The following is a 25,751-nucleotide window of genomic DNA, read 5'->3' on the forward strand; positions in this document are numbered from 1 at the left end:
TTCCGCTATCAGAACACCGTCTACCCCAGGGGGCCTTCCCTTCGGCCCCCCAGGTCAACGTCCAGACTGTGAAAGGGTCGTTCCATGACCACCGAATTGAACCAGGGTGAGCAGTTCGTCGCCGATTTCCGCGCCAACGCCGCGGCGCTGACCACTGCCCACGCCTACAATCCGGCCGACGAGCACGACGCCTGCGGCGTCGGCTTCATCGCCGCGATCGACGGCAAGCCCCGCCGTTCGGTGGTCGAAAAAGGCATCGAAGCCCTGAAGGCGGTCTGGCACCGCGGCGCGGTCGATGCCGACGGCAAGACCGGCGACGGCGCCGGCATCCATGTCCAGGTGCCGCAGAAGTTCTTCAAGGACCACGTCAAGATCATCGGCCACCTGCCGCCGGAGAACAATCTGGCGGTCGGTCAGGTCTTCCTGCCGCGCATCAGCCTGGACGCCCAGGAAGCCTGCCGCTGCATCGTCGAGACCGAGATCCTGGCCTTCGGCTACTACATCTATGGCTGGCGCCAGGTGCCGATCAACGTCGACATCATCGGCGAGAAGGCCAACGCCACCCGGCCCGAGATCGAACAGATCATCATCGGCAATGCCAAGGGCGTGTCGGACGAGCAGTTCGAACTCGACCTCTACATCATCCGCCGCCGGATCGAGAAGGCGGTGCAGAACGAGCGCATCAACGACTTCTACATCTGCTCGCTGTCGGCGCGCTCGATCATCTACAAGGGCATGTTCCTCGCCGAACAGCTGTCCACCTTCTATCCGGACCTGACCGACGACCGCTTCGAGTCGTCCTTCGCCATCTACCACCAGCGCTATTCGACCAACACCTTCCCGACCTGGCCGCTGGCCCAGCCCTTCCGCATGCTCGCCCACAACGGCGAGATCAACACGCTGAAGGGCAACGTCAACTGGATGAAGGCGCACGAGACGCGGATGGAGCATCCGGTGTTCGGCGCCAACATGGGCGACCTGAAGCCGGTGATCGGCGTCGGCCTGTCCGACTCGGGCGCGCTCGACAGCGTGTTCGAGGTGATGGTCCGCGCCGGCCGCACCGCCCCCATGGTCAAGATGATGCTGGTGCCGCAGGCGCTGACCAGCTCGCAGACCACGCCGGACAACCACAAGGCGCTGATCGCCTACTGCAACTCCGTCATGGAGCCGTGGGACGGCCCGGCCGCGCTCGCCATGACCGACGGCCGCTGGGTCGTCGGCGGCATGGACCGCAACGGCCTGCGCCCGATGCGCTACACCATCACCACCGACGGCCTGATCATCGGCGGCTCCGAGACCGGCATGGTCAAGATCGAGGAGAACCAGGTGGTCGAGAAGGGCCGCCTCGGCCCGGGCGAGATGATCGCCGTCGATCTCCAGGCCGGCAAGCTGTTCAACGATCGTGAGCTGAAGGACCATCTGGCCGCCCAGAAGCCCTGGGGCCAGTGGGTCAAGAACACCACCCATCTGGACGAGCTGGTGAAGACCGCCGCGCTGAAGGGCGAGCCGTCGGAGATGGAGAAGGACGAACTGCGCCGTCGCCAGATGGCCTTCGGCCTCGCCATGGAAGACATGGAGCTGATCCTCCACCCGATGGCGGAGGACGGCAAGGAGGCCATCGGCTCGATGGGCGACGACAGCCCCATCGCCGTGCTGTCCGACAAGTACCGCGGCCTGCACCATTTCTTCCGCCAGAACTTCTCCCAGGTCACCAATCCGCCCATCGACTCGCTTCGCGAGCGCCGGGTGATGAGCCTGAAGACGCGTCTGGGCAACCTCGGCAACATCCTGGACGAGGATGAGAGCCAGACCCGGTTGCTGCAACTCGACAGCCCGGTGCTGACCACCGCCGAATTCCACGCCATGCGGGACTATATGGGCGACACCGCGGCGGTGATCGACGCCACCTTCCCGGTGGATGGCGGCCCCGACGCGCTGCGCGACGCGCTGCGCCGCATCCGCCAGGAGGCGGAGGACGCCGTGCGCGGCGGCGCCAACCACGTCACCCTGACCGACGAGGCGATGGGCCCGGCCCGCGCCGCCATCCCGGCCATCCTGGCGACCGGTGCTGTCCACACCCACCTGATCCGCTCCAACCTGCGCACCTTCACCTCGCTGAACCTGCGCACGGCGGAATGCCTGGACACCCATTACTTCGCGGTGCTGATCGGCGTCGGCGCCACCACCGTCAACGCCTATCTGGCGCAGGAAGCGGTGGCCGAGCGCCAGCGCCGCGGCCTCTTGGGCTCGCTGTCGCTGGAAAAGGCGATGACGAACTACAAGAAGGCCATCGACGACGGCCTGCTGAAGATCATGTCCAAGATGGGCATCTCGGTCATCAGCAGCTACCGCGGCGGCGGCAACTTCGAGGCCATCGGCCTCAGCCGCGCCCTGGTCGCCGAGCATTTCCCGGCGATGGTCAGCCGCATCTCCGGCATCGGCCTGAACGGCATCCAGAAGAAGGTCCTGGAGCAGCATGCGCTGGCCTATGCCGGCGAGGCGCTGCCGCTGCCGGTCGGCGGTTTCTACCGCTTCCGCAAGTCGGGCGACCGCCATGGCTGGGAAGGTGGGATCATCCACACCCTGCAGCAGGCCGTCACCAACGACAGCTACACCACCTTCAAGAAGTATTCCGAGCAGGTGAACAAGCGGCCGCCGATGCAGCTGCGCGACCTGCTGGAGTTCCGCACCACCAAGGCCGCCGTTCCGGTGGACGAGGTGGAGAGCATCACCTCGATCCGCAAGCGCTTCATCACGCCGGGCATGTCGATGGGCGCCCTGTCGCCCGAGGCGCACGGCACGCTGAACGTCGCGATGAACCGCATCGGCGCCAAGTCCGACTCGGGCGAGGGCGGCGAGGATCCGGCGCGCTTCCGTCCCGACAAGAACGGCGACAACTGGAACTCCGCCATCAAGCAGGTGGCGTCGGGCCGCTTCGGCGTCACCGCCGAGTACCTGAACCAGTGCCGCGAGCTGGAGATCAAGGTCGCCCAGGGCGCCAAGCCCGGCGAGGGCGGGCAGCTGCCCGGCTTCAAGGTGACGGAGATGATCGCGCGGCTGCGTCACTCGACGCCGGGCGTCATGCTGATCAGCCCGCCGCCGCACCACGACATCTACTCGATCGAGGATCTGGCGCAGCTCATATATGACCTGAAGCAGATCAACCCGGACGCCAAGGTCACGGTGAAGCTGGTCAGCCGGTCGGGCATCGGCACCATCGCCGCCGGCGTGGCCAAGGCCAACGCCGACATCATCCTGATCTCCGGCAACTCCGGCGGCACCGGCGCCTCGCCGCAGACCTCGATCAAGTTCGCCGGCCTGCCCTGGGAGATGGGCCTGTCGGAGGTGCATCAGGTCCTGACGCTGAACAAGCTGCGCCACCGCGTGCGGCTGCGCACCGACGGCGGCCTGAAGACCGGCCGCGACATCGTCATCGCCGCCATGCTGGGTGCGGAAGAGTACGGCATCGGCACCGCCAGCCTGATCGCCATGGGCTGCATCATGGTCCGGCAGTGCCATTCCAACACCTGCCCGGTCGGCGTCTGCGTCCAGGACGAGAAGCTGCGCGAGAAGTTCGTCGGCTCGCCGGAGAAGGTCGTCAACCTCTTCACCTTCCTGGCCGAAGAGGTCCGCGAGATCCTCGCCAAGCTGGGCTTCCGCTCGCTGAACGAGGTGATCGGCCGCACCGACCTGCTGCATCAGGTCAGCCGCGGCGGCGCCCATCTCGACGATCTCGACCTCAACCCGCTGCTGGCCCAGGTCGACCCCGGCGAGAACGCGCGCTACTGCACGCTCCAGGGCCGCAACGAGGTGCCGGACACGCTGGACGCCCGCATCGTCGCCGATGCCCGCCCGCTGTTCGAGGAGGGCGAGAAGATGCAGCTCGCCTACAACGCCCGCAACACGCAGCGCGCCATCGGCACGCGGCTGTCCTCGATGGTGACGCGGAAGTTCGGCATGTTCGGGCTGCAGCCCGGCCACATCACCGTCCGTCTGCGCGGCACCGCCGGCCAGTCTCTGGGCGCCTTCGCGGTCCAGGGCATCAAGCTGGAGGTGATGGGCGACGCCAACGACTATGTCGGCAAGGGCCTGTCGGGCGGCACCATCGTCGTCCGTCCGGCGACCAGCAGCCCGCTGGAGTCGAACAGGAACACCATCATCGGCAACACGGTGCTGTACGGCGCCACCGCCGGCAAGCTGTTCGCCGCCGGCCAGGCCGGCGAGCGGTTCGCGGTGCGCAACTCCGGCGCCACCGTGGTGGTGGAGGGCTGCGGCTCCAACGGCTGCGAGTACATGACGGGCGGCACGGCGGTGATCCTCGGCAAGGTCGGCGACAATTTCGGCGCCGGCATGACCGGGGGCATGGCCTACATCTACGACCCGGAAGACTCGCTGCCGCTCTTCATCAACGAGGAAAGCGTCATCTTCCAGCGGATCGAGGTGCCCCATTACGAGGGCCAGCTCCGCACGTTGATCGAGGAGCACGTCGCCGAGACGCAGAGCCGTTTCGCCGCCGAGATCCTCAACGACTGGCAGCGTGAACTCGGCCACTTCTGGCAGGTGGTTCCGAAGGAGATGCTGCACCGTCTGGCCGTGCCGGTGAACCTGCCGCGCGCCATCCCGGCGGAGTGACCGACACCACCCCTGCCCCGCCCTCACCGGCGGGGTGGAGGGCCGACATGAAAACGGCGCGCCATCCGGCAGGACGGCGCGCCGTTTTTCGTTGGCGGTTGCGTCAACCGGCGGGCGGAGACAGCTCCAGAACCATGACGATGCTGTCGAACTGGACGCCCGGCGCCAGGATCACCGACCGCTTACCGACCGGGCGGAAGCCGGCCGAGCCATAGAAGCCCTCGGCGACGAGGCTCGACAGGCACTCCAGCCGGCGGACGCCGGCGACCCTGGCCTCGTCGATGCAGCGGGCGAGCAGGGCGGTGCCGACCCCCCGGCGCAAGGCAGCGGGGTGGGTGGCGAAGTGGCGGATATGCCCGACGGTCGGATCGACCGGCTGGCAGGGTGCCCCCGGCGGCTCGCGGGTCCAGCCGCCGCAGCCGATCACGGCACCATCGTCCCCCACCGCCAGATGATAGGTGCCCGTCCGCAGCAGCAGCGGGTTGGCCCGGATCATCGCCGGCAGGGCACGCTCCAGCACCTCCGCCGGATAGCCGGCGGCCATCAGCGGCGGATAGGAGGCCCTGAGCAGCCCACCGACCGCTTCGGCATCCTCCGGCTGCGCCGGGCGGACGATGAAGCCGGAATTGCTCAAGGCTCGAACTCCCACGGCTCATCCTTGGCCGCCGCGATCCAGTCCCGCATCGCCGGCAGAGCCAGCACGGCGTCCATATAGGCGCGCGACACCGGCGACACCGCGACGCCATAGGTCTCCAGCCGCGTCACCACCGGGGCGAACATGGCGTCGGCGATGGTGAAGGCGCCGAACAGGAAGGGTCCGCCGGCCGGGCCGCCGAAGCGGGTGCGGGCATCTTCCCACAGCGCCTCGATCCGGGCGATGTCGGCGGCGGTCGCCTCGGTCATACCCTGGCCCTTGCGGTCGCGCTTGAGGTCCATCGGCATGGTGGTGCGCAGCGAGACGAAGCCGGAATGCATCTCCGCCGACACCGAGCGCGCCACCGCCCGCGCCGCCCGGTCCGCCGGCCACAGCCCGGCCTGCGGCGCCAGTTCCGCCACATACTCGCAGATCGCCAGCGAGTCCCAGACGGTCAGCCCGTCATGGATCAGGGCGGGCACGCGGCCGGACGGCGACTGTTCGGCGATGCGCGCGGCGGTGTCCGGCTGGCGCAGGACAATCGCCGTCTCGGCAAAGGCGACCCCGGCCTGCCTGAGAGCCAGCCAGGGGCGCAGCGACCAGGACGAATAGGCCTTGTTCCCAATCACCAGGATCGGATCGGACATCGGACGGCACCTTTCGCGCGCGGGGGATATGGTGGGAACAGTCAAAGCGACGGATTGCGCCTTCGCGCAACCGTCATCCCCTTCTTACGCCGGCATGAGGTCGTGGGGAACCCGCGGCGCGTGCGCGACACGGTTGCGGCCGTCGCGCTTGGCGTCGTAGAGCGCCATATCCGCGGCATGGACGAGGTCGGCCCAGTTCTCCCCCAGCCGGACGACCTGGGCGACGCCGATGCTGGTCGTCACCCCCAGCGCGCTTCCCTGGTGCTGGAACGGGATCGCCTGGATCGCCTCGCGGATGCGCTCGGCGACCGGCAGCGCGTCGGATGCGCGCAATTCCGGCAGGAACAGCAGGAACTCCTCCCCGCCCATCCGCGCCAGTACATCGTCGGGGCGCTTCAGGTTGCGCAGCGTCGCCGCCACAGCGACCAGCACGGTGTCGCCGGCGGCATGGCCGAACCGGTCGTTGATCCGCTTGAAATGGTCGAGGTCGATGCAGAAGACGGTGTCGCCGGGACGCAGGTGGCCTGGCAGCATCCGTTCCAGCCAGCGCCGGTTGCCGATGCCGGTCAGGCTGTCCAGCTCCGCCATCAGGCTCAGCTTGCGTTCCGCCCGGTCGGTCGCGACGCTGTAGATCAGGATCGAGACGGCGAAATTGCCCAGGATCTGGATGAAGAACTCCCAGGCCAGCCAGGGCACGAAATCCGCGACGAAGAGAATGGCCGCAGCCCCCAGCAGGAACGACGCCCCGCTGAGCGCCAGCACCGCCGCCAGCGGCCGGCAGGACGGCAATTGCTCGACCCGCCGGAGCCGCGTCACGATCCGCGCCGCCAGCATCAGGCAAAGCGCCGCATTCAGATGGAAGAATGTGGCGCGGAGCTGGTTGTCCAGGTGGAAGCCGGTCGCCCAGGCGACGATCCAGACCGAAACCGGATAGACCGCCAGCAGGCGCCACCCCTGCGGCAGGCGCCCGGACCGCAGGCGTTCGATCCCCAGCGCCAGCAGCCCATGCCCGACCAGACCGAACGTCAGGCTGCCCAGGGTCCAGACCGGCTTCGGCAGCATGGCATGCTCGCCGAAGCCGGCCAGGACGCCACCGAGCCCCACCAGCGAAAATGCCGCCGCCAGCGTGCCGAATCCCGATGCGGGGACGTCCCGCAACCGCGCGAGCAGAAAGACGGCTGCCCCCACCAGAAGTGACGACTGGTACAGAAACAGCACCGTGGCGATGTCGAGCACAATCATAGACGGCAACGCCGGTTGATTATCACGGGCTCTTATACCGTGAACGTCGCTGTTGGTGAACCGGGTCGAGGAACCGGGCGCCCAACGCCCCCGCAGATCGAATGAAATATCCATTCGGAAAGGTTTTCACTCCGTTCCACGCCACCCCTTTCCAGCCGGGGCCGGCCGCGCCATCCTTGGGGGATGGGCATCCGCATCGGATGCGTGACGTGATCTCGTGAAAAAGGATTATCCGTCTTGCTCGCCACCCTGCTTGCCGTCGACGGTCCCGACACCGTCGCCCTCACCCCCGTGACCAAGGCCGGGCTGGCCGATTGGCTGGCGGCGCAGTCGCCGGCCATCGCCTCCTGGGTCAAGGCCGTGGGCTTCACCGGCGAGGCCGGATCGACCGTCTTCCTGCCCGGGCCGGACGGCGCCGTCGCCCGCGTGCTGGCCGGCGTGTCGGCGGTCGACGATCTGTGGGCCTTCGCCGGCCTGCCCGCCTCGCTGCCGGCCGGCTCCTACCGGATCGACGCGGCGCTGGATGCGCGGGCAGCGACGCGGGCGGCGCTGGGCTGGGCGCTCGGCAGCTATCGCTTCAGCCGTTACAGGAAGCCGCCCGAGAAGGGCTTCGCCACCCTGGTCTGGCCGGCGGAGGCCGACCGCGGCGAGGTGGAGCGGGCGGCGACCGCCACCTGGCTGGTGCGCGATCTGGTGAACACCCCGGCCTGCGACATGGGTCCGGCCGAGCTGGCCCAGGCGGCGCAGGATCTGGCCGCCGAGTTCGACGCCGCGGTCGAGGTGATCGTCGGCCAGGACCTGCTCGACCGCGACTATCCGGCCATCCATGCCGTCGGCCGCGCCAGCCCGCGGGCGCCGCGGCTGGTCGACCTGCGCTGGGGCAACCCGGAACACCCGAAGGTGACCATCGTCGGCAAGGGCGTCTGCTTCGACACCGGCGGTCTGGACCTGAAGCCGTCGTCCGCCATGCTGATCATGAAGAAGGACATGGGCGGCGCTGCGCATGCGCTGGCGCTCGGCCGGATGATCATGATGGCCGGGCTGCCGGTGCGGCTGCGCGTGCTGGTGCCGGCGGTGGAGAATGTCGTCGCCGGCGACAGCTTCAAGCCGCAGGACGTGCTGAGGACCCGCAAGGGCCTGACCATCGAGGTCGGCAACACCGACGCCGAAGGCCGCCTGATCCTGTGCGATGCGCTGGCCGAGGCGGATTCGGAGAAGCCGGAGCTGCTGATCGACTTCGCCACCCTGACCGGTGCGGCCCGCGTGGCGCTCGGCCCCGACCTGCCGGCGCTGATGTCCAACAATGACGCGCTGGCCAACGACCTGACGGAGGCCGGGACCGCGGAGGACGACCCGATGTGGCGGCTGCCGCTGTGGGCGCCCTACCGCAAGGGGCTGGACAGCAAGGTGGCCGACATCAACAACGTCACCACCAACGGCTTCGCCGGCGCCATCACCGCCGGGCTGTTCCTTCAGGAATTCGTGTCGAAGGAGACGCCCTGGGCGCATCTCGACACCTATGCCTGGAACGGGTCTGCCCGTCCCGGCCGTCCGGAGGGTGGTGAGGCGCTGGGCCTGCGCGCCGCCTATGCGGTGATCGTCAAGCGGTTCGGCTGACCGCCCACGGCGGTGGAGACTGGGGGAAAGGACGGGAGGCGGCTGACTTGTCCCCGCCCCTTTCCCCCTCGGGGGATGGAATGGGATCGCACCACAACGCGGGAAGCGCCGGCGGACAGGACGACTGGGTGGCGGTGCGCCGCGATGCGGAGACCGGCATCGAGACCATCCGCGCCCATTTCCGCGGCCATGCCTATGACCTGCACGACCATGACGAGCTGCTGGTCGGCGTTACCGAGCAGGGGGTGCAGGCCTTCCGCTGCCGGCGGCGGCTGCACACCAGCGTTCCCGGCCGCGTTATCCTGATCGAACCGGGCGAGGCCCATGACGGCCACAGCCCGGGGGAGGATGGCTTCACCTACGCCATGCTGTATCTGCCGGTGCCGCTGCTGACCGCCCGCAGCGAGGCGCTGCGCAGCCTGACGCCACGCGGAACCGGCCTGCCGCTGGGCTTCCGCGACACGCTGGCCGACGACCCCGGCCTTGCGGCGACCATCCGCTCCGCCTTCCTGGCCCTGCACCAGCGCGAGGGGCGGCTGGCCCGCGACCTGTCGCTGGACCGGCTGGCGGCGAGGCTGGCCGGCCATGTGGCACCGCCGGAGGAGCGCCGGCCGCTGCGTCCCGACCGCGCCGCCGCCCAGGCGCGCGACCTGCTGCATGCCCGGATGACCGAGGATGTCGGGCTCGACGAGCTGTCCGCCGCGGCCGGCGTCGATCGGTTCCGGCTGAACCGCGCCTTCCGCGCCGCCTTCGGCTTGTCGCCGCACGCCTATCTGGTCCGGCTGCGCCTGCGCGCTGCCCGGCGCCGGCTGGCCGAGGGCGAGGCGCCGGCCCTGGTGGCGGCGGAGGTCGGGTTCGCCGACCAGAGCCATCTCGGCCGCTGGTTCCGCCGCGCCTATGGCCTGACGCCGGCCGCCTACCGCGATTTGTGCACGAACGTTCCAGACTGAGGCGCCGTCGTCGGGCATCTGAAGGGGCAAAGGAGATGATTGCCATGCCCGACAGCACGATGTCCGACAGCCCGATGCCCGATAGCCTGACGCCCCACAGCCCGATGCCCGAAACCGATCCCGCGGACGCGCCCGTCCGCTTCGACACCAAGGTCGCGCTGGTCGTCCGCGCCGATCTGGCGGTCTGGCAGAAGCTGAACGTCGCCGCCTTCCTCGCCACCGGGATCGCCGCCGCGGCGCCGGATGCTCTGGGCGAGGCGTATGTCGACGGCGCCGGCCGCCGCTATGGCCGCATGCTGGGCCAGCCGATGCTGATCTTCGCCGCCGACCGCGACCGGCTGCGCGCCGTCCGCGATGCGGCGCTGGAGCGGGGGCTGACGCTGGTGCCCTATGTCGCCGCCATGTTCGCCACCGGCCACGACGCCGCCAACCGCGCCGCCTTCCGGGCCGAGGATCCGGATGCCCCCGATCTGGTCGGGCTGGCCCTGCGCGGGCCGAAGAAGGCGATGGACAAGACGGTGAAGGGCCTCGCCCTGCACGGATGAGACAACACGGGTAGCGTCAACCCGCCTGTCACAGCTCCTGCGGGACGGTGATCGTCACGCTGGTGCCGCCACCCGGCACGCTGTCGATGGCGAGCCGGCCGCCGAGCGGGCCGGTCACCGTGTTGAACACCACCGCCAGCCCCAGACCCTTGTGGCCGCGGTTGCGGGCGGTGGTGAAGAAGGCGTCGGTCAGAGTCGGCAGGTTGTTGGCCGGAATGCCGGCGCCGCGGTCGCGGACGATCAGGTTCCAGGCCGGGACCGCATCCAGCGTCGCCGGCTCAACCGCCACCTCGGCCTCGCCCGGACCGCCGCCATAGCCATGGGCGGCGGCGTTGGCGAACAGGTGGTGCAGCACCCGTTCCAGATGCGGGGCATAGCCGATCCAGGGGCAGGCGGCGCCGGGCACGATCCGCACGACCAGCGGCAGGTCGGGATGCTGGACCGCGAACAGGCTCGCCGCGTCCTCCGTCAGGCGGCGCAGGTCCAGCGCCTCCAGCGGTTCGGCGGTCTGGCAGGCGGCGATGGCGGAAAAGGCCTCCACCAGCTCCACCGCGCGGGCGAGGTTGGCGTCGAGCAGGGCCGCCGGTTCCCGCAATTCCTCGGTCGACAGCGGGCCGTTGCCGGAGCGGGCCAGATCCTGCAAATGGCTGGCCGCGGTGACGCAGACGCCGAGCGGCGTGTTCAGTTCATGCGCCAGCCCGGTCACCGCCTGGGTGATGGCGCGCTGGCGGGCCAGCGCCGATTCGGCGATGCGGGCGCGCCGCTCCAGATCCTCGCGCACCACCCGCTCCGACACCTCGCGGATCATGCGGCTGAGTTCGCGCAGCAGCTTCGCCAGCAAATCGGGCGAGGGGGAGATCAGCGACAGGAACAGGTCGCGCTCCAGTTCGAACACCGTGACCGGCGTGGCGGCGACGACCGAGGCGGAGCGCGAGCCGCCGTCGATCAGCGCCATCTCGCCGAAACAGTCGCCGGCACGGCGGAATCCGACCTCCACCTGAGCGCCGAAGGGATCGTCGCGCACCACGCGCACCGTGCCGTCCAGCAGGACGTAGAGCGAGCTGGCGCTGTCGCCCTCGCGCATCAGGACGGTGCCGGCCGCGGCGTCGAACACCCGCCCGCGCGAGGCCACGGCGGCGCGCTCCTCCGGCGAGAAGGCCTCGAACAGGACGATGCCGTCGAGGATTCCGCCGGGCGCGGTTGTGCCGGTGCTGGCGCTGGTCATGGTGACGGGATGCTCCGAATGGGCTTTGTCCCGACAGCATAGATCAAGCAGCCGGGAAACCGCGAGACGTTACCCGAGGCTTTCGCGAATCGGAAACCGGCTTTCGCGCGACAGGCGGTCCAGCAGGCCGCGCGACCCGGCCTCGCACAGGTCCAGCACCTGTTCGAACCCGTCGGGGCCGCCATAATAGGGATCGGGCACCTCCTGCCCTTCCCCCTCATGTCCAATGTGCCCCGGCGCATCGTCCAGGAACAGGCGCAGCGCCGCGGTGGCGCCGGCCGGGGCGATGCGGCGCAGCTGGGCCAGATGGCCGCGGTCCATCGCCAGGATATGGTCGAAGCGGGTGAAGTCGGCCGCCGCCACCTTGCGGGCGCGCAAGGCCGACAGGTCGACGCCGCGGGCCAGCGCTGCGCGCACCGTGCGCGGGTCGGGCGGCTCGCCGACGTGATAGCTGTGGGTGCCGGCGGAGTCGGCGCTCACCAGGGCGCCGAGCCCGGCGCGGTCGGCCAGATGGCGGAACACCCCCTCGGCGGTGGGCGAGCGGCAGATGTTGCCGGTGCAGACGAACAGGACCTTGAGCACCCCTGGCATCCCTCCTCCTCGTTTCCTGCGGCTTTACTTCCGGGCGTGACGAGCGTACGCCGCAACAGTTTTCCACATGACCGGTTTCCGAACCGCTAAGGGGATCCGATGCCCGCTCCCGCGCTGACCAACCGCCTGCGTCCGACCGACCGGATCGTCATCCTGACCGGGGCCGGGATTTCCAAGGAGTCGGGGCTGGACACCTTCCGCTGCGCCGACGGCATCTGGAGCCAGGTCGATCTGGAGGATGTGGCGACGCCGGAAGGGTTCGCCCGCGACCCCGATCTGGTCCACCGCTTCTACAACGACCGCCGCCGCGGCCTTGCCGACCCGGCGGTGCAGCCCAACGCGGCACACAGGGCGCTGGCGGAGCTGGAACGGCGCTGGAAGGGCAACGTCCTGCTGGTGACGCAGAACATCGACGACCTGCACGAGCGCGGCGGGTCCAAGGCACCGCTGCACATGCATGGCGAGCTGCTGAAGGCCTTCTGCCTGCACTGCCGCACGGTGGTGGAGGTGCAGGGCGACCTGTCGGTGCACGACCATTGCCTGACCTGCGGCCGCAAGGGCGGCATGCGGCCCGACGTGGTGTGGTTCGGCGAGATGCCCTATCAGATGGAGCGCATCCAGCGGGCGTTGGAGGAATGCGACCTGTTCGTGTCGGTCGGCACCTCGGGCCATGTCTATCCCGCCGCCGGCTTCGTGGCGGAGGCGCGGTCGTCCGGCGCCTATACGGTCGAGCTGAACCTGGAACCGTCGGAGGGCGCCTCCTATTTCCACAGCTCGATCCACGGTCCGGCGACCCAGGTGGTGCCGGCCTTCGTCCAGGATTTGCTGACGCTTGTCTGATGAAACAGTTGCCGGCGGTTTGGAACTCGACCGCCTGTTCGCGAAGGCGCGCGCCTGCACGCTGTGTGCGGGGGTGCTGCCCCACGGCTGCCGCCCGGTGCTGCGCGGCAGCCCCGCCGCCCGCCTGCTGATCGTCGGGCAGGCGCCGGGCGCGCGGGTGCATGCCAGCGGCATCCCCTGGGACGACGCCTCCGGCGACCGGCTGCGCAAGTGGCTGGCGATGGACCGCCCCGCCTTCTACGACGAATCCCGAATCGCCGTGGTGCCGATGGGGCTGTGCTATCCCGGCACCATGCCCAAGGGCGGCGACTACCCGCCGCGTCCGGAATGCGCGCCGCTGTGGCACCCGCCGCTGCTCGACGCGCTGTCGGGCGTCCGGCTGACCCTGCTGATCGGACAGTACGCCCAGGCGCGTTACCTGGGCGAGCGGCGCAAGGCGACGATGACGGAAACGGTGGCGAACTGGCGGGAATACGGGCCGGCCCACATGCCGCTGCCGCACCCGAGCTGGCGCAACACCGCCTGGCTGAACCGCAACCCGTGGTTCGAGGAGGATCTGGTACCGGCCCTGCGCCGCCGGGTGGCGGACGCGCTGGGCGACTGAAGGCCCTGCCCTCCTCCGCCTGCTCCCCCTACTCCATCGTCTCGATCCGTTCCATGTCCTCGTCGGAGAAGCCGAAATGGTGGCCGATCTCGTGGATCAGGACATGGCGGACGATAGCCGGCAGCTCCTCCCCCGTCTCGCACCAGTAATCGAGGATCGGGCGGCGGTAGAGGAAGATCATGTCCGGCCCGCCACGCAGGTCGGCGACGCTTTGCCGCGTCAGATCCACGCCCCGATAGAGGCCCAGCAGGTCGAATGGGCTTTCCAGCTCCATCTCCCGCTCGGTATCCTCATCGGGGAAATCCTCGACATGGATCACGAGGTTCCCGACCGGGGCGAGCAGCTCCGCCGGGATGGTGTCGAGCGCCTCTTCGGCCATGCGCTCCAGGTCTTCGACCGTGGGCGGAACCGTATGGGGACCTGAAGGTTTCCGTATCATGCCGCAGAAGGTAGCGAACCGCCGCCCGTTCGCCAAGAAGCTGCGGGCGGCAAAAGAGAGACTTAAGGAAAGGGAGGTCATCATGTCGGATCGTCTTGTCGGCGTGCATCGCCAGACGGCGCTGAAGGAACTGCACGGCTGGGCGGAGGTGCTGGAACGCGACGCCATCCGCAAGACCTACCATTTCGCCGATTTCCCCGCCGCCTGGGGGTTCATGAACCAGGTCGCCCTGCTGGCCGAGAAGACCGGCCACCATCCCGAATGGTTCAACGATCTGGGCCGGGTCGAGGTGATCCTCTATACCCGCAACAGCGACGCCGTGACCCAGGCCGACATCGACTTCGCCCACCGCCTGGACCAGATGGCGCCCCTGCACGACCGCTAAGTGACCCACCGAGCGATTGCCGGGGCGGGACCCATTGCCCGCCCCTGGCGTTATTCCTGTTCCGCCGCCGACCGGGCGGCGGGACAACACCGTGCAGTGCGGAGCCGCCGACCATGCCGAAACCCCTGACCCTGTCCATCCCCCATTCGCTCGGCCGGGCGGAGGCCAAGCGCCGGCTGGTCGACGGCATGGGCGAGGTGCGGGCGCGCCTGAGCGCCGTGTCGGCCAGCGTCGACGACAGCTGGACCGACGACCGCCTGAACTTCCACGTCGTGGCGCTGGCCCAGACCATCGCCGGCCACATCGACGTGCTGGACGACCGGGTCGAGATGGAGGTGCAGCTGCCCTGGGCGCTCGCCCTGCTGGCCGACAAGATCAAGAACAAGGTCTCGCGCCAGGGCACGCTGATGCTGGAGAAGAAGTAAGGGTTGCACGGGGAGGTGCGGGCCTCGATGCCCTCACCTCCCATCCTTACCTGCCCTACCCCTCCGACGCCTCCTCCACTTTGCGGCGCGCCAGCGGGTGGTGGTCGTGCATGACCTTCTTCAGCCGTTCCGTCACCACATGGGTGTAGATCTGCGTCGTCGCGATGTCGGCATGGCCCAGCATCTTCTGGACGGAGCGCAGGTCGGCGCCATGGTCGAGCAGATGGGTGGCGAAGGCATGGCGCAGCACGTGGGGGCTGACCTTCTCCGGGTCGATGCCGGCGTCGATGGCCAGTTGCTTCAACAGTTGGGCGAAGCGCTGGCGCGTCAGGTGCCCCTCGGCGGAGATGCGTGACGGGAACAGGAAGGGGCTGTGCCCGGCTTCCGCAGCGGCGCCTGGCGGGATGAAGTGCCCGCGGAACGGGATGTAGCCCGCCAGCGCCGCCAGCGCCGGGTCGGACAGCGGCACCATCCGCTCCTTGCCGCCCTTGCCGCGCACCAGCAGGCCGCGGCCGTCGCGCATGATCGCGGTCATCGGCAGGCCGACCAGTTCCGACACGCGCAGGCCGGTGGCGTAGAGCACCTCCAGCAGGGCCACGAGCCGCAAGCCCTCCGGCCCGCCGCGCGCCTCGGCGGTCGACAGCATGGCGCCGACTTCCGCCTCCGTCAGGATCTTGGGCAGCGGACGGCCCTGCTTGGGGCTGTCGAGCGGCGAGGCGGGATCGTCGGTGCGGCGGCCTTCGGACAGCAGGAAGCGGTAGAACTGCCGCATCGCCGACAGCCGCCGCGCCACGGTGCGGGGGGCACCGTCCTTGCTCTGCACCGCCAGATAGGCCCGCAGATCCTCTGTGCCCGCCGCCTCCAGCGCCACGCTGCGCTGGGCCAGCCAGCGGCCGAGGTCGGCGAGGTCGCGCTCATAGGCCAGCCGCGTGTTCACCGCCGCCCCGCGCTCCGCCGTCAGCATGTCGAGGAAGGCGTCCAGATGCGGCGAGGTGGCAAGCGGGCGCGGCTTGCACGGCCGGCCGCGCCGCCTGGCACCGGATTTGGTGGCGGATTTGGTAGCGGGCATCCTGCTGCCGGGGCTTTTGCTGCCGGTCATGGTGTCGGCGTCATGGTGGTGGCGGGCTCCACGGGGCGGAAGGTCATTCGGCGGTTGGATTCGGGACCTGGATGGCGGGGCCGGTGATGGCGGCCATCGCCTCGCGAACCAGCGCGCGGGCGTCCGGTTCCAGCCCGACCGCCTTCAGGTTGGCCGCCACGCGGGCGGTGACGACGGGCGGCAGGGTGGCCGGTCCGGCCTCCCCAAGCAGGATCAGGGCGACGGCCACCGTCTCGCCGATGCGCCCGCCGGCCGCGGCATCGCCCAACCGCTGCCACAATGCGGGATCGACACCGGCCTCGCTGCCGCTGGGCGGACCCGCGCCGTCGGTGGCGGTCATCCAGGCCTCGTCCGGGATGGCGACTCCGGTGGCCTGGAGCAGTGCCAGCTGGCCGGCGATGCGGTTGCGGGCGGGAGTGTCTGCCCCGCGCAGCGCCTCGTCCAGCCAGGCGGTCAGCGCACCCGGATCCCCGCCCTGCCCCGTCGCCACCACTGCCAGCGGCCACAGCCAGGCGGTGTCGGCGCTCCGGCCGCTGCGCAGGGCCAGATCGTGCCAGCGCCGCGCCTGATCGAGCCGCCCTTGCGCGTAATAGAGCCGGGCCGCCGCCGGGGCCAGCGCCGCGGCATCGCCGGTCGGCGACACGCCGTCGAGCAGCCCTGCGGCGGCACCGCCGACCGGTCCGGCGCGCAGGCGAGGATCGACCAGCTCCACCGCCAGCGCGGCAAGCGCGACGCGCCGACGCCCGTCCATCGCCGCCGCCATCGCCTGATGGACCAGCGCGCGGGTGCGGGCGCCGCGGTCGCGCCGGGCGATGTCGCGGACCCGCAGCAGCTCGTCCCCCACCGCCGGCACCTGGGCGTAGAGATCCTGCAACTGGCGGGCATCGAGGAACAGGGAAGCCGCCGCCCGTTCGCCGGCGGCGGCACGGGTGGCGGGATCGGTGGCGGGGTTGGTGGCGATGGCGGCCAGCGCCGGCAGGGTCTCCAGCGGCAGCCGGTCGGGCGGAACGCCGATCCGCGCGATGCGCATGGCGGCGAGCAGCAGCGCCAGCCCGTCCGCATCGGCTTGCAGCGACAGCGAGCGGGCCGGCGGCGGGGCGGCACCGGCCAGCGCCTCGGCAACCGGCAGGAAGGGGTCGGACCGGCGGCTGTCCCGCAGGCCGGCCAGTGCCTCGTCCGTGCCGGCCCGGTCGCCGGCGCGGGCACGGCAGAACAGGCCCAGCTTGGCCCAATAGGCGGAGGTGAAGCTCTTGCCGCGGGCCAGCGCACGCGGGCAATCCAGCCCACCGCGCACCAGCTCCGCATCGGTCAGCGCCCTGGCCGCCGGCTCGTCCGCCGCCAGCGCCGCCGGCAGACGCCCGGCCAGCTCAGCCGCCCCGGCGGGATCGCCGAGCCGCGCCAGCTTTTCGATGCGCAGGGCGCCGAGGCGGCGGGGCGGCGGGGCCTCCCCGGTCGCGACCGCCGGAGAGCCGGCGCTCAGCAGCAGCCGGCGTTCCAGCGCCTTGACGGTGGGAGACGGGGTGTCGACCGGCAGGGCGGCGATCAGGAGAAGAAGCTCCGCCCGGCCGATGCCGCGCCAGGGGTCACCGCCCAGCCCCTGCAAACCGTCCAGCAGGCCGGCACCGTCCGGGTCGGGCGCCCCCAACGGCTCGCGCGCGACCGGCGCCGGCCGCGCCACCACGGGGGAGACGGCGGGCGGCGGCGTGACCGCGGGCGGATAGGCCGGGACGATGACCGGAGGGGGTGCGGAAGGCCGGGACTGGACGGGGGCTTCCACCGCGGCGTCGGGCGTCAGCCGGACCGGCGGGCCGAAGGCTTGGGCGGCGGCGGCCATGGACCAGCCGGCCGCCAGCAACCCGGCCAGCAGCGGCACGGTTCCCTGTCGGGAGCCCTGGGGCCGGGCGCTCCGGGGCCGGGCGGGGCCGGGTCGGACGCTCCCGGCCGATGGTCGGGGCTCAGCGCGGGAAGCGCTCATCCGGCAGAACCTTCTCCACCGTTTTCGACGGAGCCGGCAGGTCCCACGAGGCGAGGAACACCATGCCACCGGCGATCACCAGCAACAGCAGGACGAAGAGGATCGAGAGAAACCGGCTCATGGCACCAGGGACGTGTTGTGTCGGAAAACGGAGGATCGGAGCGGAGCTACCATGCCCTGCATCCGCAGGGCTTGGGACAAGCAAGGGCTTTTCTGCTAAAGCATCCGCGGCTCCGGCCGGCGGCCGAAGGGCGGCGCAGTGTAGCCACAGGTTGGACCGCGGCGCAACCCGTCCACCGGGCCATTCGCCGGCTCCGCAGCAGGATGCGGGGCAGGGTCTGGCAAAACCGGGGCGCTTGTGCCGGCCAGCTTTCGGCGGGTATGAGTGTTGTCTGTTGCAGCGGTGTGACGGCCGGCGAAGACGCCGGCATGCTGGGGCCGGGAGTGCGGGTGGCGGATCGGATGGATGTGATGGGACTGCGCAAGGCGATGACGGCCCAGGGCCCGGGAGCAAGTCCGGGTGCAGGCCCGGGCACGGGTGCGGCGGAGGATGCGGTGCCGCTGCTGCCGCGCACCGTGGTGCTGGTCGGGCTGATGGGGGCCGGCAAGAGCGCCATCGGGCGCCGGCTGGCCACGCGCCTGCACCTGCCCTTCCGCGATGCCGACACCGAGATCGAGGCGGCGGCCGGCTGCACCATCGCCGAAATCTTCGCCCGCGACGGCGAACCGGTCTTCCGCTCCGTCGAACGCCGCATCATCACCCGGCTGGTGAAGGACGAGCCGGTGCATATCCTGGCGACCGGCGGCGGTGCCTTCATGGACCCGGAAACCCGCGCCGCCATCCGCCAGCACGGCGTGTCGGTCTGGCTGCGCGCCGAACTGGACGTGCTGGTCGCCCGCACCGCCCGGCGCACCCACCGCCCGATCCTGAACCAGGGCGATCCGCGCACCATCCTGGGCCGGCTGATGGAGCAGCGCTATCCCGTCTATGCCGAGGCCGACCTGACGGTGGTCAGCGACGAACGCCCGCCCGACGTGACGGTGGAGCTGGTGATCGACGCGCTGGAGGCGCATTTCGGTGTCCAGCTTCCCCACCGCCAGCCCCAGGGCCAAGCCCAAGGCCAGGGCAACGCCCAGCGCGGCGGCCGGCCCGGAAAGCCCGACGCCCCAAAAACCGACGCGCCCTGATCCCCGCCTCCCGCCCCTTGTCATGAACCACCAGCTTCGCGGACTGCCCCGATGACCTCCGTCAACGCCACCACCCCGGCCGCACTCGACACCGTCCGCCTGGAGCTGGGCGCCCGCAGCTACGACATCCTCGTCGGCGACGGGGTGCTGGCCGATGCCGGCGAGCGCATCGCCGCCATCACCCGCGGCCGGGCGCCCATCGTGGTGACCGACGCCAACGTGGCGCCGCTGCATCTGGACACGCTGAACGCCGCGATGCTGGAGGCGGGGATCGCGCCGCAGCCGGCCATCGTCCTGCCGGCTGGCGAAAAGACCAAGGACTTCGCCCATTTCCAGCAGCTGATGGACGACATCCTGGGCCGCGGCATCGAGCGGTCCACCGTCCTGCTGGCGCTGGGCGGCGGGGTGATCGGCGACATCACCGGCTTCGCCGCGGCGTCGGCCCTGCGCGGCATCGACTTCATCCAGGTGCCGACCACGCTGCTGTCCCAGGTCGACAGCTCGGTCGGCGGCAAGACCGGCATCAACAGCCGGCACGGCAAGAACCTGATCGGCGCCTTCCACCAGCCGCGCCTGGTCATCGCCGACACCGCCACGCTGGACACCCTGCCGCGGCGCGAGGTGCTGGCCGGCTATGCCGAGGTGGTGAAATACGGCCTGATCCGCCAGCCCGACTTCTTCGCCTGGCTGGAGCGGAACGGCCGGCGGGTGGTGGACGGCGACAGCGACGCCCGGCGCCATGCGGTGACGGTCAGCTGCCGCGCCAAGGCCGACATCGTCGGCGTCGACGAGCGCGAGAGCGGCGACCGGGCTCTGCTGAACCTGGGCCACACCTTCGGCCATGCGCTGGAAGCGGCGACCGGCTTCGGCCAGACCCTGCTGCATGGCGAAGGGGTGGCGATCGGCATGGTGCTGGCCTTCGACCTGTCGGTCCGGCTGGGGCTTTGCCCGGCTGACGACGCGCGGCGCGCCCGCGCCCATCTGGCCGATGTCGGCCTGCCGGTGCGCCCGGCCGACATCCCCGGCGTCGCCTGGGACGTCGATGGGCTGGTCCGGTCGATGGCGAAGGACAAGAAGGTGCAGGACGGCCGCATCACTTTCATCCTGGCCGACCGCATCGGCAACGCCTTCACCCGCCGCGACGTCGATGCCGCCGCCGTCCGCGCCGTTCTGGACGAGTCGGTCCAGCCCGCCTGATCCTCGCCCATCACGGATAATCCGTCTTTCGCACAATAGCAGCGGCAGCGGTTGCCCGCCCATACTCCCTCCAAGACCGTGGCCATTCCGTCCGCGGCACCGATGGGGAGGATGGGCGATGAAGGCGATGCTTGGAATGACGGCGGTGGTCGGGCTGCTGCTGGCGGCGGCGCCGGCCATGGCGCTGGAGGTGCGGGAGCAGGCGACGATCAAGGCGCCGGTCGAGCAGGTGTGGAAGCAGATCGCCCCCTTCTGCGCGATCAGCGACTGGCACCCCGCGGTGGAGGGCTGCACCCTGCGCAAGACCGGCGACCGCCAGGAGCGTGACATTGCCCTGAAGGGAGGCGGGGCCATTCAGGAGCGGCTGACCGGCCTTTCCGCCGCCAAGCACCGGCTGCGCTACACCCTGCTGAACGGGCCGCTGCCGGTGAAGAACTACAACTCCACCATCCGGCTGAGCGCGGTGGACGCCCACACCACCCGCATCACCTGGTCCTCGCGCTTCCAGGCCAGCGGCGCCTCCGACGCGGAGGCGCGGAAGGCCATCGCCGGCATCTACACCAGCGGCTTCGACGGGCTGCGCAAGCGGCTCGAGTCCGGCCAGTAACCTCATCGGCGGCGGCAAGGACCCGGCGCATGCGGGAACTTCCAGACAATCAGTTCTATTGACGATTGGTCCATCAAGCTGACAGGATCGTGTATGCCGCGCTGCGAAATCGCGGTCGAGTGCATCGTTCGTCCACAAAACCTGCAATCACGAGGGAGATGGGACACATGCCGACACGCCGACTGATGCCCGATGTCATCAAGAACCAGGACCTTTCCTGCCTGCCGCCGGGCGCCACCGTGCGCGATGCCGCCACGCTGATGGCGCAGAAGCGCATCGCCGCGGTGCTGGTCACCGAAGGGAGGACGCTGAAGGGCATCGTCACCGAGCGCGACATGACCGCCCGCGTGGTCGCGGCCGGGCTCGACCCCGACACCACCCTTCTGTCCTCGGTGATGACCGCCGATCCCGACACGCTGGAGCCCTCGGCGACCGCGCTAGAGGCGCTCGACCTGATGGAGCGGCACCATTACCGCCACCTGCCCATCGCGGTGGACGGCGAGGCGGTCGGCATGGTGTCGATCCGCGACCTGTTCGCCGTGGTGCGCACCCATCTGGAGGACGAACTGCGCAGCCGCGAGGCCTACATGTTCGGCAGCGGCTATTCGGCGGAGGCCACGCTGGGCTGACGGCAAGCTTGACCCATAGGTAACGCTGCGTTGCGGTGGGGTCGGGTTGACCGGGCGCCCGGCCCCACCGATAGTCGAGGGTGAGCCATCCTCTTTGCTGAACTGGAAAGCCCGATGTCCGCGCCCTCGCTGTCCGCCCCCGCCGCGCGCGAGCCGATCCACACCCGTCGTGTCACCTGCCAGGGCTTTCGGCGTGCCGATGGGCTGTGGGACATCGAAGGCCACCTGACCGACGTCAAAAGCTATGGCTTCCACACGGAGGAGCGCGGGCATCTGGAGCCGGGAACCCCGATCCACCAGATGTGGATGCGTCTGACCGTCGACGACAAACTGACTGTCCAGGCGGTGGAGGCGGTGACCGAACACAGCCCCTACAAGGCCTGCGGCAGCATCACGCCGCAGTTCCAGCAGCTGGTCGGCCTGCGCATCGGACCGGGCTGGACCCGGGCGGTGAAGGACCGGCTGGGCGGACCGAAGGGCTGCACCCATCTGGTCGAGTTGCTGGGTCCGCTGGCGACCACCGCCTTCCAGACCGTCTACCCGATCCTGGCCCGCGAGGCGGCGGACCGCACGAAGGCGTCCGGCAAGCCGGCCCAGGACGACGGCAAGCGGCCGGTGCTGCTGAACATGTGCCATATCTTCGACAGCAACGGCGAGGCGGTGCGCAGACATTGGCCTGCGCACTACACCGGCCATGATCACGCCGGCCCTGAAAACGAAGACGCCGCCCGGGAAGAGGCGGCGGAATAGGATAGCCTTCGCCCCAGGCGCCCGCCGGAAATCAGCCGGGCGGGCGCCGGGTGGTGCCGCTCAGGCGTCCAGACCGGGCTGGGCCGGACCTGCGGCCTGGGTCGGGCCGGGGGTTGAGGCGGGCGTGGGGAAGCTGCCGCCCGCGGCGACCGCGGCCTTGACACCGTCCTCCTCGTCAGCCAGCGGCAGTTCGAACGGCGTGCCGACGAACGGGTCGCTGCCGCCGTGGCCGGCACGCAGATGACCGTCCTCGGTGCAGGCCCGCCGGTAATAGGACGCAATGAAGACGCGCACGGCCGATGTCAGGGTGACATCGGCGTCTTCCGGCTTGATGCCCTTGCGGCGCGCCTGTTCCTCGATCCGTTCCTTGATCTGGGTGCAGAGGCGGTTGACGGTCAGCCCTTCCCGACGGCCGATCTCCTCCAGAGCATCCCACATCGACGGTTCCAGCCGCATGCTCGTGCGGTGCCCGCCGATCATGATGTTCTGACTCCTCAGCGGTTCCACTCCCGCATGGGAAGTGATCACGCGCTTTTTCTTCGGCCCACGCTTCGCCATCCGCAGCCCCTTCCACGAAGCCGCCGGCGGACATGCGAAGTTTGTGTCCGCCACGGCGCGATAAATGGTTGCATATATCATACTTTACTAAACGCAGCGGGAAATGCAACCACGCTAGCGTCTCTCATTCTTACAAGTTTTCCTAAAATCGACTCTTGGTTGCATTCATATGTATGTTGTTTCGACCGCATCAACCGCTCGTTATTTGAAGCGGACGAACGACCGGTATGAACCTCCTGCGGACGGGATGCGTGCGGGCTTTCCGGCCCCGTTCAGGCCCCGGCTTCACCGGGGGCGTGGGTGGTCAGTCCCAGCGCATGCACCCGCTCGCGCAACTCGTCGGCCAGCAGCGCATAGACCATCCGCTGGCGCTCCACCCGCGACTTGCCGGCGAAGGCGGCGGAGACGACGGTGACGTGGAAGTGGGTTTCCCCGGCGGCGTCCGCCCCGGCATGGCCGGCGTGGCGGGCGCTGTCGTCGACGACCTCGAGCCGGTCCGGCGCCAGTCCGGCGGTCAGCTTTTCGCGGATGCGGGTGGCGTATTCCATGGCGGATCCTGATGTCTCGTCGCTGGTCGGGGAGGGATGGGAGCGGCCGCGGCGGGACGTCATGACCCGGCTGGCGCGCCAACGGTCAGGAGACGGTGCGATCCCTGCCCTGTCAAGCGTCTGTCAAGCCCGGCGACCCGCAGATTGCGGATGACGGAAGCTCGATTCGGCGTGCTTGCCAGAGGCACCGGCTCTTCCCATACTTGGCCGATGACCAGGAACCGCGCCCGCTCCAGTTACGACAGCTATGCCGCCCCGCGTGCGGCCACCCGTGTGTGCGACCATCCCGATTGCGTCGCCGCCGGCGAGTTCCGTGCGCCGAAAAGCCGCAGCAGCCTCAATGAATACTGGTGGTTCTGCCTGGAGCACGTCCGGGAGTACAACCGGGCCTGGGACTATTACGCCGGCATGTCCACCGACCAGATCGAGGCGGAGGTGCGGCAAGACACGACCTGGCAGCGCCCGAGCTGGCCGCTCGGCAAATGGGCGACGCAGGAGCGCTTCATCCGCGACCGCGTGGTCAACGGCTTCAGTTTCGAATTCGGCCAGGACACCGGCAAGACGAAGAACGAGGAAAAGGCGCACCGGCGCCACCACGCCCGCACCGAAGAGGAAAAGGCGCTGGCGGTCCTTGAACTGACTCCTCCGGTGGACTTCGCGCGGATCAAAGCACGCTATCGGGAGCTTGCGAAAAAGCATCATCCCGATGCCAACGGCGGCGACAAGGCTGCGGAAGAACGCCTGAAAGAAATCAATCAGGCCTACAATACGCTGAAAGCCTGTTATGCTGCCTGAACCCCCGTTGGCGGGCCGGGTCAATCCCGCGGCCGCTGGACAACCGACACTCGCTGGAACGTAAGAAACCACCCATGGCTTCCCAAGGAGCGACCCAGGCCAGCTCGGCCCTGTTCGACCACAAGCCCGACACGACGGTCTCGGTGCGTGAGGTCTTCGGCATCGACAGCGACATGCAGGTGCCGGCCTTCAGCCAGCGCTCGGAGCATGTGCCCGACCTCGACAGCGCCTACCGCTTCGACCGGGACACGACTCTGTCCATCCTCGCCGGCTTCGCCTACAACCGCCGCGTCATGGTCCAGGGCTATCACGGCACCGGCAAGTCGACCCACATCGAACAGGTCGCGGCCCGGCTGAACTGGCCCTGCATCCGCGTCAACCTGGACAGCCACATCAGCCGCATCGACCTGATGGGCAAGGACGCCATCGTGCTCCGCGACGGTGTGCAGGTCACCGAATACCGCGAGGGCATCCTGCCCTGGGCCTTGCAGCATGCCTGCGCCCTGGTGTTCGACGAATACGACGCCGGCCGCCCCGACGTGATGTTCGTGATCCAGCGCGTGCTGGAGGTGGAAGGCAAGCTGACGCTGCTCGACCAGAACCGCGTCATCCGCCCGCATCCGGCCTTCCGCCTGTTCGCCACCGCGAACACCGTCGGGCTGGGCGACACCACCGGCCTCTATCACGGCACCCAGCAGATCAACCAGGGCCAGATGGACCGCTGGAACATCGTGGCGACGCTGAACTACCTGCCGGTCGACGCCGAGATGAAGATCGTCCAGGCCAAGGTGAAGTCGTACGACGACGCCAAGGGCCGCGACACGGTGGCCTCGATGGTGCGTCTGGCCGACCTGACGCGCGCCGGCTTCATCAACGGCGACATCTCCACCGTCATGAGCCCGCGCACCGTCATCACCTGGGCCGAGAACGCGAAGATCTTCAACGACGTCGCCTTCGCCTTCCGCATCACCTTCCTGAACAAGTGCGACGAGGTGGAGCGGCCGACGGTGGCCGAATACTACCAGCGCTGCTTCGGCGTCGAACTGCCGGAGACGGGGGTCCAGGCGAACCTCGTGTGACGTGTCCTGCGCCCTTGCTTCCCCCTGAAGCCGGGGCACAGCACACAAGGATTGACACGGATTTCACGGATTAAAACACGGATTTCACGGATGAAGGTGAGCCTGGGCGCCGATCTCGACCGCTTGACCGAGCGGGTCATCGGCGCCGCCTTTGCGGTTCATGCCGCATTGGGCCATGGGTTTGCCGAACAGGTCTATAAAAAGGCGCTGTTTCGTGAGTTATCCGACGCCGGTTTGACGGTTGCCACGGAAGTGCCTTTCAAGGTGCTTTACAAAGGTGATCCCGTCGGCAGCTATTTTGCGGATCTCGTGGTCGAACAGCGGCTGATCGTGGAGTTGAAGGTTTGCGAGGCTTTGATCCAAGCCCACAGCCGCCAAGTCCTGAACTATCTGCGGGCAAGCGGATTGCCGGTTGGGCTTCTGTTCAACTTCGCCGGACCTAGCCTTACGGTCAAGCGAGTGCTGGCACATTAGAAAATCCGTGAAATCCGTGCCCAAATCCGTGAAATCCGTGTCAATCTTGCCCGCAGTTCTCCGACCTTGTCCGAAG

At 69.3% G+C, this 25,751-nt stretch carries 27 protein-coding genes; 16 read left to right on the top strand and 11 right to left on the bottom strand.

The window, feature by feature from the left end; all coding sequences use genetic code 11:
- The first annotated feature begins 84 nt into the window (after positions 1-84).
- Positions 85-4,632, top strand: coding sequence for a glutamate synthase large subunit (gene gltB, locus GBZ48_RS16640; RefSeq protein ID WP_174472027.1), 4,548 nt, complete (start codon positions 85-87; stop codon positions 4,630-4,632).
- 103 nt (positions 4,633-4,735) lie between these two features.
- Here the strand turns inward: gltB and GBZ48_RS16645 are convergent, their stop codons facing one another.
- From GBZ48_RS16645 to GBZ48_RS16655, 3 genes are all read right to left on the bottom strand, one after another.
- The gene (locus GBZ48_RS16645) at positions 4,736-5,266 is read right to left on the bottom strand and encodes a GNAT family N-acetyltransferase (protein ID WP_246307247.1); all 531 of its coding nucleotides are present in this window, start codon (positions 5,264-5,266) and stop codon (positions 4,736-4,738) included.
- Positions 5,263-5,913, bottom strand: coding sequence for a glutathione S-transferase family protein (locus GBZ48_RS16650; RefSeq protein ID WP_174472028.1), 651 nt, complete (start codon positions 5,911-5,913; stop codon positions 5,263-5,265). The genes GBZ48_RS16645 and GBZ48_RS16650 overlap by 4 nt, the downstream gene beginning before the upstream one ends.
- An 84-nt stretch (positions 5,914-5,997) precedes the next feature.
- Positions 5,998-7,155, bottom strand: coding sequence for a GGDEF domain-containing protein (locus tag GBZ48_RS16655; RefSeq protein WP_174472029.1), 1,158 nt, complete (start codon positions 7,153-7,155; stop codon positions 5,998-6,000).
- A 237-nt stretch (positions 7,156-7,392) separates the two neighbouring features.
- Between GBZ48_RS16655 and GBZ48_RS16660 the strand changes: the two genes are divergently transcribed.
- The 3 genes from GBZ48_RS16660 (at position 7,393) to GBZ48_RS16670 (ending at position 10,267) form a co-directional block, all read left to right on the top strand.
- Complete coding sequence (locus tag GBZ48_RS16660; protein ID WP_174472030.1) at positions 7,393-8,772, top strand: leucyl aminopeptidase family protein; 1,380 nt, start codon at positions 7,393-7,395, stop codon at positions 8,770-8,772.
- Between the two features lie 80 nt (positions 8,773-8,852).
- Positions 8,853-9,722 (top strand): AraC family transcriptional regulator, encoded by an 870-nt coding sequence (locus GBZ48_RS16665; RefSeq protein WP_174472031.1) that lies wholly within the window; start codon positions 8,853-8,855, stop codon positions 9,720-9,722.
- A gap of 44 nt (positions 9,723-9,766) precedes the next feature.
- The gene (locus GBZ48_RS16670; protein WP_246307248.1) at positions 9,767-10,267 is read left to right on the top strand and encodes a DUF2000 domain-containing protein; all 501 of its coding nucleotides are present in this window, start codon (positions 9,767-9,769) and stop codon (positions 10,265-10,267) included.
- Between the two features lie 28 nt (positions 10,268-10,295).
- Here the strand turns inward: GBZ48_RS16670 and GBZ48_RS16675 are convergent, their stop codons facing one another.
- Positions 10,296-11,492 carry a sensor histidine kinase gene (locus GBZ48_RS16675; RefSeq protein WP_174472032.1) on the bottom strand — a complete coding sequence of 399 codons (1,197 nt, stop codon included), beginning with the start codon at positions 11,490-11,492 and terminating at the stop codon, positions 10,296-10,298.
- 69 nt (positions 11,493-11,561) lie between these two features.
- The gene (locus tag GBZ48_RS16680; protein ID WP_174472080.1) at positions 11,562-12,074 is read right to left on the bottom strand and encodes an arsenate reductase/protein-tyrosine-phosphatase family protein; all 513 of its coding nucleotides are present in this window, start codon (positions 12,072-12,074) and stop codon (positions 11,562-11,564) included.
- A gap of 108 nt (positions 12,075-12,182) precedes the next feature.
- Between GBZ48_RS16680 and cobB the strand changes: the two genes are divergently transcribed.
- Both cobB and GBZ48_RS16690 read left to right on the top strand, forming a co-directional pair.
- Complete coding sequence (gene cobB / locus GBZ48_RS16685; protein WP_174472033.1) at positions 12,183-12,923, top strand: Sir2 family NAD+-dependent deacetylase; 741 nt, start codon at positions 12,183-12,185, stop codon at positions 12,921-12,923.
- On the top strand, positions 12,916-13,527 hold the full coding sequence (locus GBZ48_RS16690; protein WP_174472034.1) for a uracil-DNA glycosylase family protein: 612 nt from the start codon (positions 12,916-12,918) through the stop codon (positions 13,525-13,527). The genes cobB and GBZ48_RS16690 overlap by 8 nt, the downstream gene beginning before the upstream one ends.
- A gap of 28 nt (positions 13,528-13,555) precedes the next feature.
- Here the strand turns inward: GBZ48_RS16690 and GBZ48_RS16695 are convergent, their stop codons facing one another.
- On the bottom strand, positions 13,556-13,906 hold the full coding sequence (locus tag GBZ48_RS16695) for a metallopeptidase family protein (protein ID WP_083896940.1): 351 nt from the start codon (positions 13,904-13,906) through the stop codon (positions 13,556-13,558).
- A gap of 142 nt (positions 13,907-14,048) precedes the next feature.
- Between GBZ48_RS16695 and GBZ48_RS16700 the strand changes: the two genes are divergently transcribed.
- Together GBZ48_RS16700 and GBZ48_RS16705 are read left to right on the top strand one after the other, a co-directional pair.
- Positions 14,049-14,351, top strand: a complete 303-nt coding sequence (locus GBZ48_RS16700; protein WP_174472035.1) for a 4a-hydroxytetrahydrobiopterin dehydratase — start codon at positions 14,049-14,051, stop codon at positions 14,349-14,351.
- Positions 14,352-14,464: 113 nt separating this feature from the next.
- A complete protein-coding gene (locus GBZ48_RS16705) occupies positions 14,465-14,776 on the top strand; it encodes a polyhydroxyalkanoic acid system family protein (RefSeq protein ID WP_098740825.1) in 312 nt (103 codons plus the stop codon).
- Between the two features lie 55 nt (positions 14,777-14,831).
- On the opposite strand, the gene GBZ48_RS16710 is transcribed toward GBZ48_RS16705, so the two are convergent.
- The 3 genes from GBZ48_RS16710 to GBZ48_RS16720 all read right to left on the bottom strand — a co-directional run bounded on the left by GBZ48_RS16710 (position 14,832) and on the right by GBZ48_RS16720 (position 17,971).
- Positions 14,832-15,875, bottom strand: a complete 1,044-nt coding sequence (locus GBZ48_RS16710) for a site-specific tyrosine recombinase XerD (RefSeq protein ID WP_174472036.1) — start codon at positions 15,873-15,875, stop codon at positions 14,832-14,834.
- 43 nt (positions 15,876-15,918) lie between these two features.
- Positions 15,919-17,748, bottom strand: a complete 1,830-nt coding sequence (locus tag GBZ48_RS16715) for a hypothetical protein (RefSeq protein WP_246307255.1) — start codon at positions 17,746-17,748, stop codon at positions 15,919-15,921.
- 82 nt (positions 17,749-17,830) lie between these two features.
- Positions 17,831-17,971: a hypothetical protein gene (locus tag GBZ48_RS16720; RefSeq protein ID WP_167393297.1), complete on the bottom strand. Its 141-nt coding sequence runs from the start codon at positions 17,969-17,971 to the stop codon at positions 17,831-17,833.
- 308 nt (positions 17,972-18,279) lie between these two features.
- Between GBZ48_RS16720 and GBZ48_RS16725 the strand changes: the two genes are divergently transcribed.
- The 5 genes from GBZ48_RS16725 to GBZ48_RS16745 all read left to right on the top strand — a co-directional run bounded on the left by GBZ48_RS16725 (position 18,280) and on the right by GBZ48_RS16745 (position 22,221).
- Positions 18,280-19,038 carry a shikimate kinase gene (locus GBZ48_RS16725; protein WP_343049564.1) on the top strand — a complete coding sequence of 253 codons (759 nt, stop codon included), beginning with the start codon at positions 18,280-18,282 and terminating at the stop codon, positions 19,036-19,038.
- Positions 19,039-19,089: 51 nt separating this feature from the next.
- Entirely contained in the window at positions 19,090-20,235 is a 1,146-nt protein-coding gene (gene aroB, locus GBZ48_RS16730; protein WP_174472038.1) for a 3-dehydroquinate synthase, read from the top strand.
- A gap of 118 nt (positions 20,236-20,353) precedes the next feature.
- On the top strand, positions 20,354-20,842 hold the full coding sequence (locus tag GBZ48_RS16735; protein ID WP_174472039.1) for an SRPBCC family protein: 489 nt from the start codon (positions 20,354-20,356) through the stop codon (positions 20,840-20,842).
- Positions 20,843-21,009: 167 nt separating this feature from the next.
- Positions 21,010-21,471: a CBS domain-containing protein gene (locus GBZ48_RS16740; RefSeq protein ID WP_174472040.1), complete on the top strand. Its 462-nt coding sequence runs from the start codon at positions 21,010-21,012 to the stop codon at positions 21,469-21,471.
- 114 nt (positions 21,472-21,585) lie between these two features.
- Entirely contained in the window at positions 21,586-22,221 is a 636-nt protein-coding gene (locus GBZ48_RS16745) for a DUF2889 domain-containing protein (RefSeq protein WP_174472041.1), read from the top strand.
- Between the two features lie 60 nt (positions 22,222-22,281).
- Here the strand turns inward: GBZ48_RS16745 and GBZ48_RS16750 are convergent, their stop codons facing one another.
- Positions 22,282-22,779, bottom strand: coding sequence for a ribbon-helix-helix domain-containing protein (locus GBZ48_RS16750; protein WP_174472042.1), 498 nt, complete (start codon positions 22,777-22,779; stop codon positions 22,282-22,284).
- A gap of 272 nt (positions 22,780-23,051) precedes the next feature.
- Positions 23,052-23,327 carry a BolA family protein gene (locus GBZ48_RS16755; RefSeq protein WP_085087049.1) on the bottom strand — a complete coding sequence of 92 codons (276 nt, stop codon included), beginning with the start codon at positions 23,325-23,327 and terminating at the stop codon, positions 23,052-23,054.
- 150 nt (positions 23,328-23,477) lie between these two features.
- On the opposite strand from GBZ48_RS16755, the gene GBZ48_RS16760 reads away from it, so the two are divergent.
- The 3 genes from GBZ48_RS16760 to GBZ48_RS16770 all read left to right on the top strand — a co-directional run bounded on the left by GBZ48_RS16760 (position 23,478) and on the right by GBZ48_RS16770 (position 25,675).
- Positions 23,478-24,122, top strand: coding sequence for a J domain-containing protein (locus GBZ48_RS16760; protein ID WP_342210695.1), 645 nt, complete (start codon positions 23,478-23,480; stop codon positions 24,120-24,122).
- Between the two features lie 74 nt (positions 24,123-24,196).
- Positions 24,197-25,201 (top strand): cobaltochelatase subunit CobS, encoded by a 1,005-nt coding sequence (cobS, locus tag GBZ48_RS16765; protein WP_174472043.1) that lies wholly within the window; start codon positions 24,197-24,199, stop codon positions 25,199-25,201.
- 90 nt (positions 25,202-25,291) lie between these two features.
- On the top strand, positions 25,292-25,675 hold the full coding sequence (locus GBZ48_RS16770) for a GxxExxY protein (RefSeq protein WP_174472044.1): 384 nt from the start codon (positions 25,292-25,294) through the stop codon (positions 25,673-25,675).
- The last annotated feature ends 76 nt before the right edge of the window (positions 25,676-25,751 follow it).

This window comes from Azospirillum melinis (genome assembly GCF_013340935.1).
Lineage (GTDB): Bacteria > Pseudomonadota > Alphaproteobacteria > Azospirillales > Azospirillaceae > Azospirillum > Azospirillum melinis.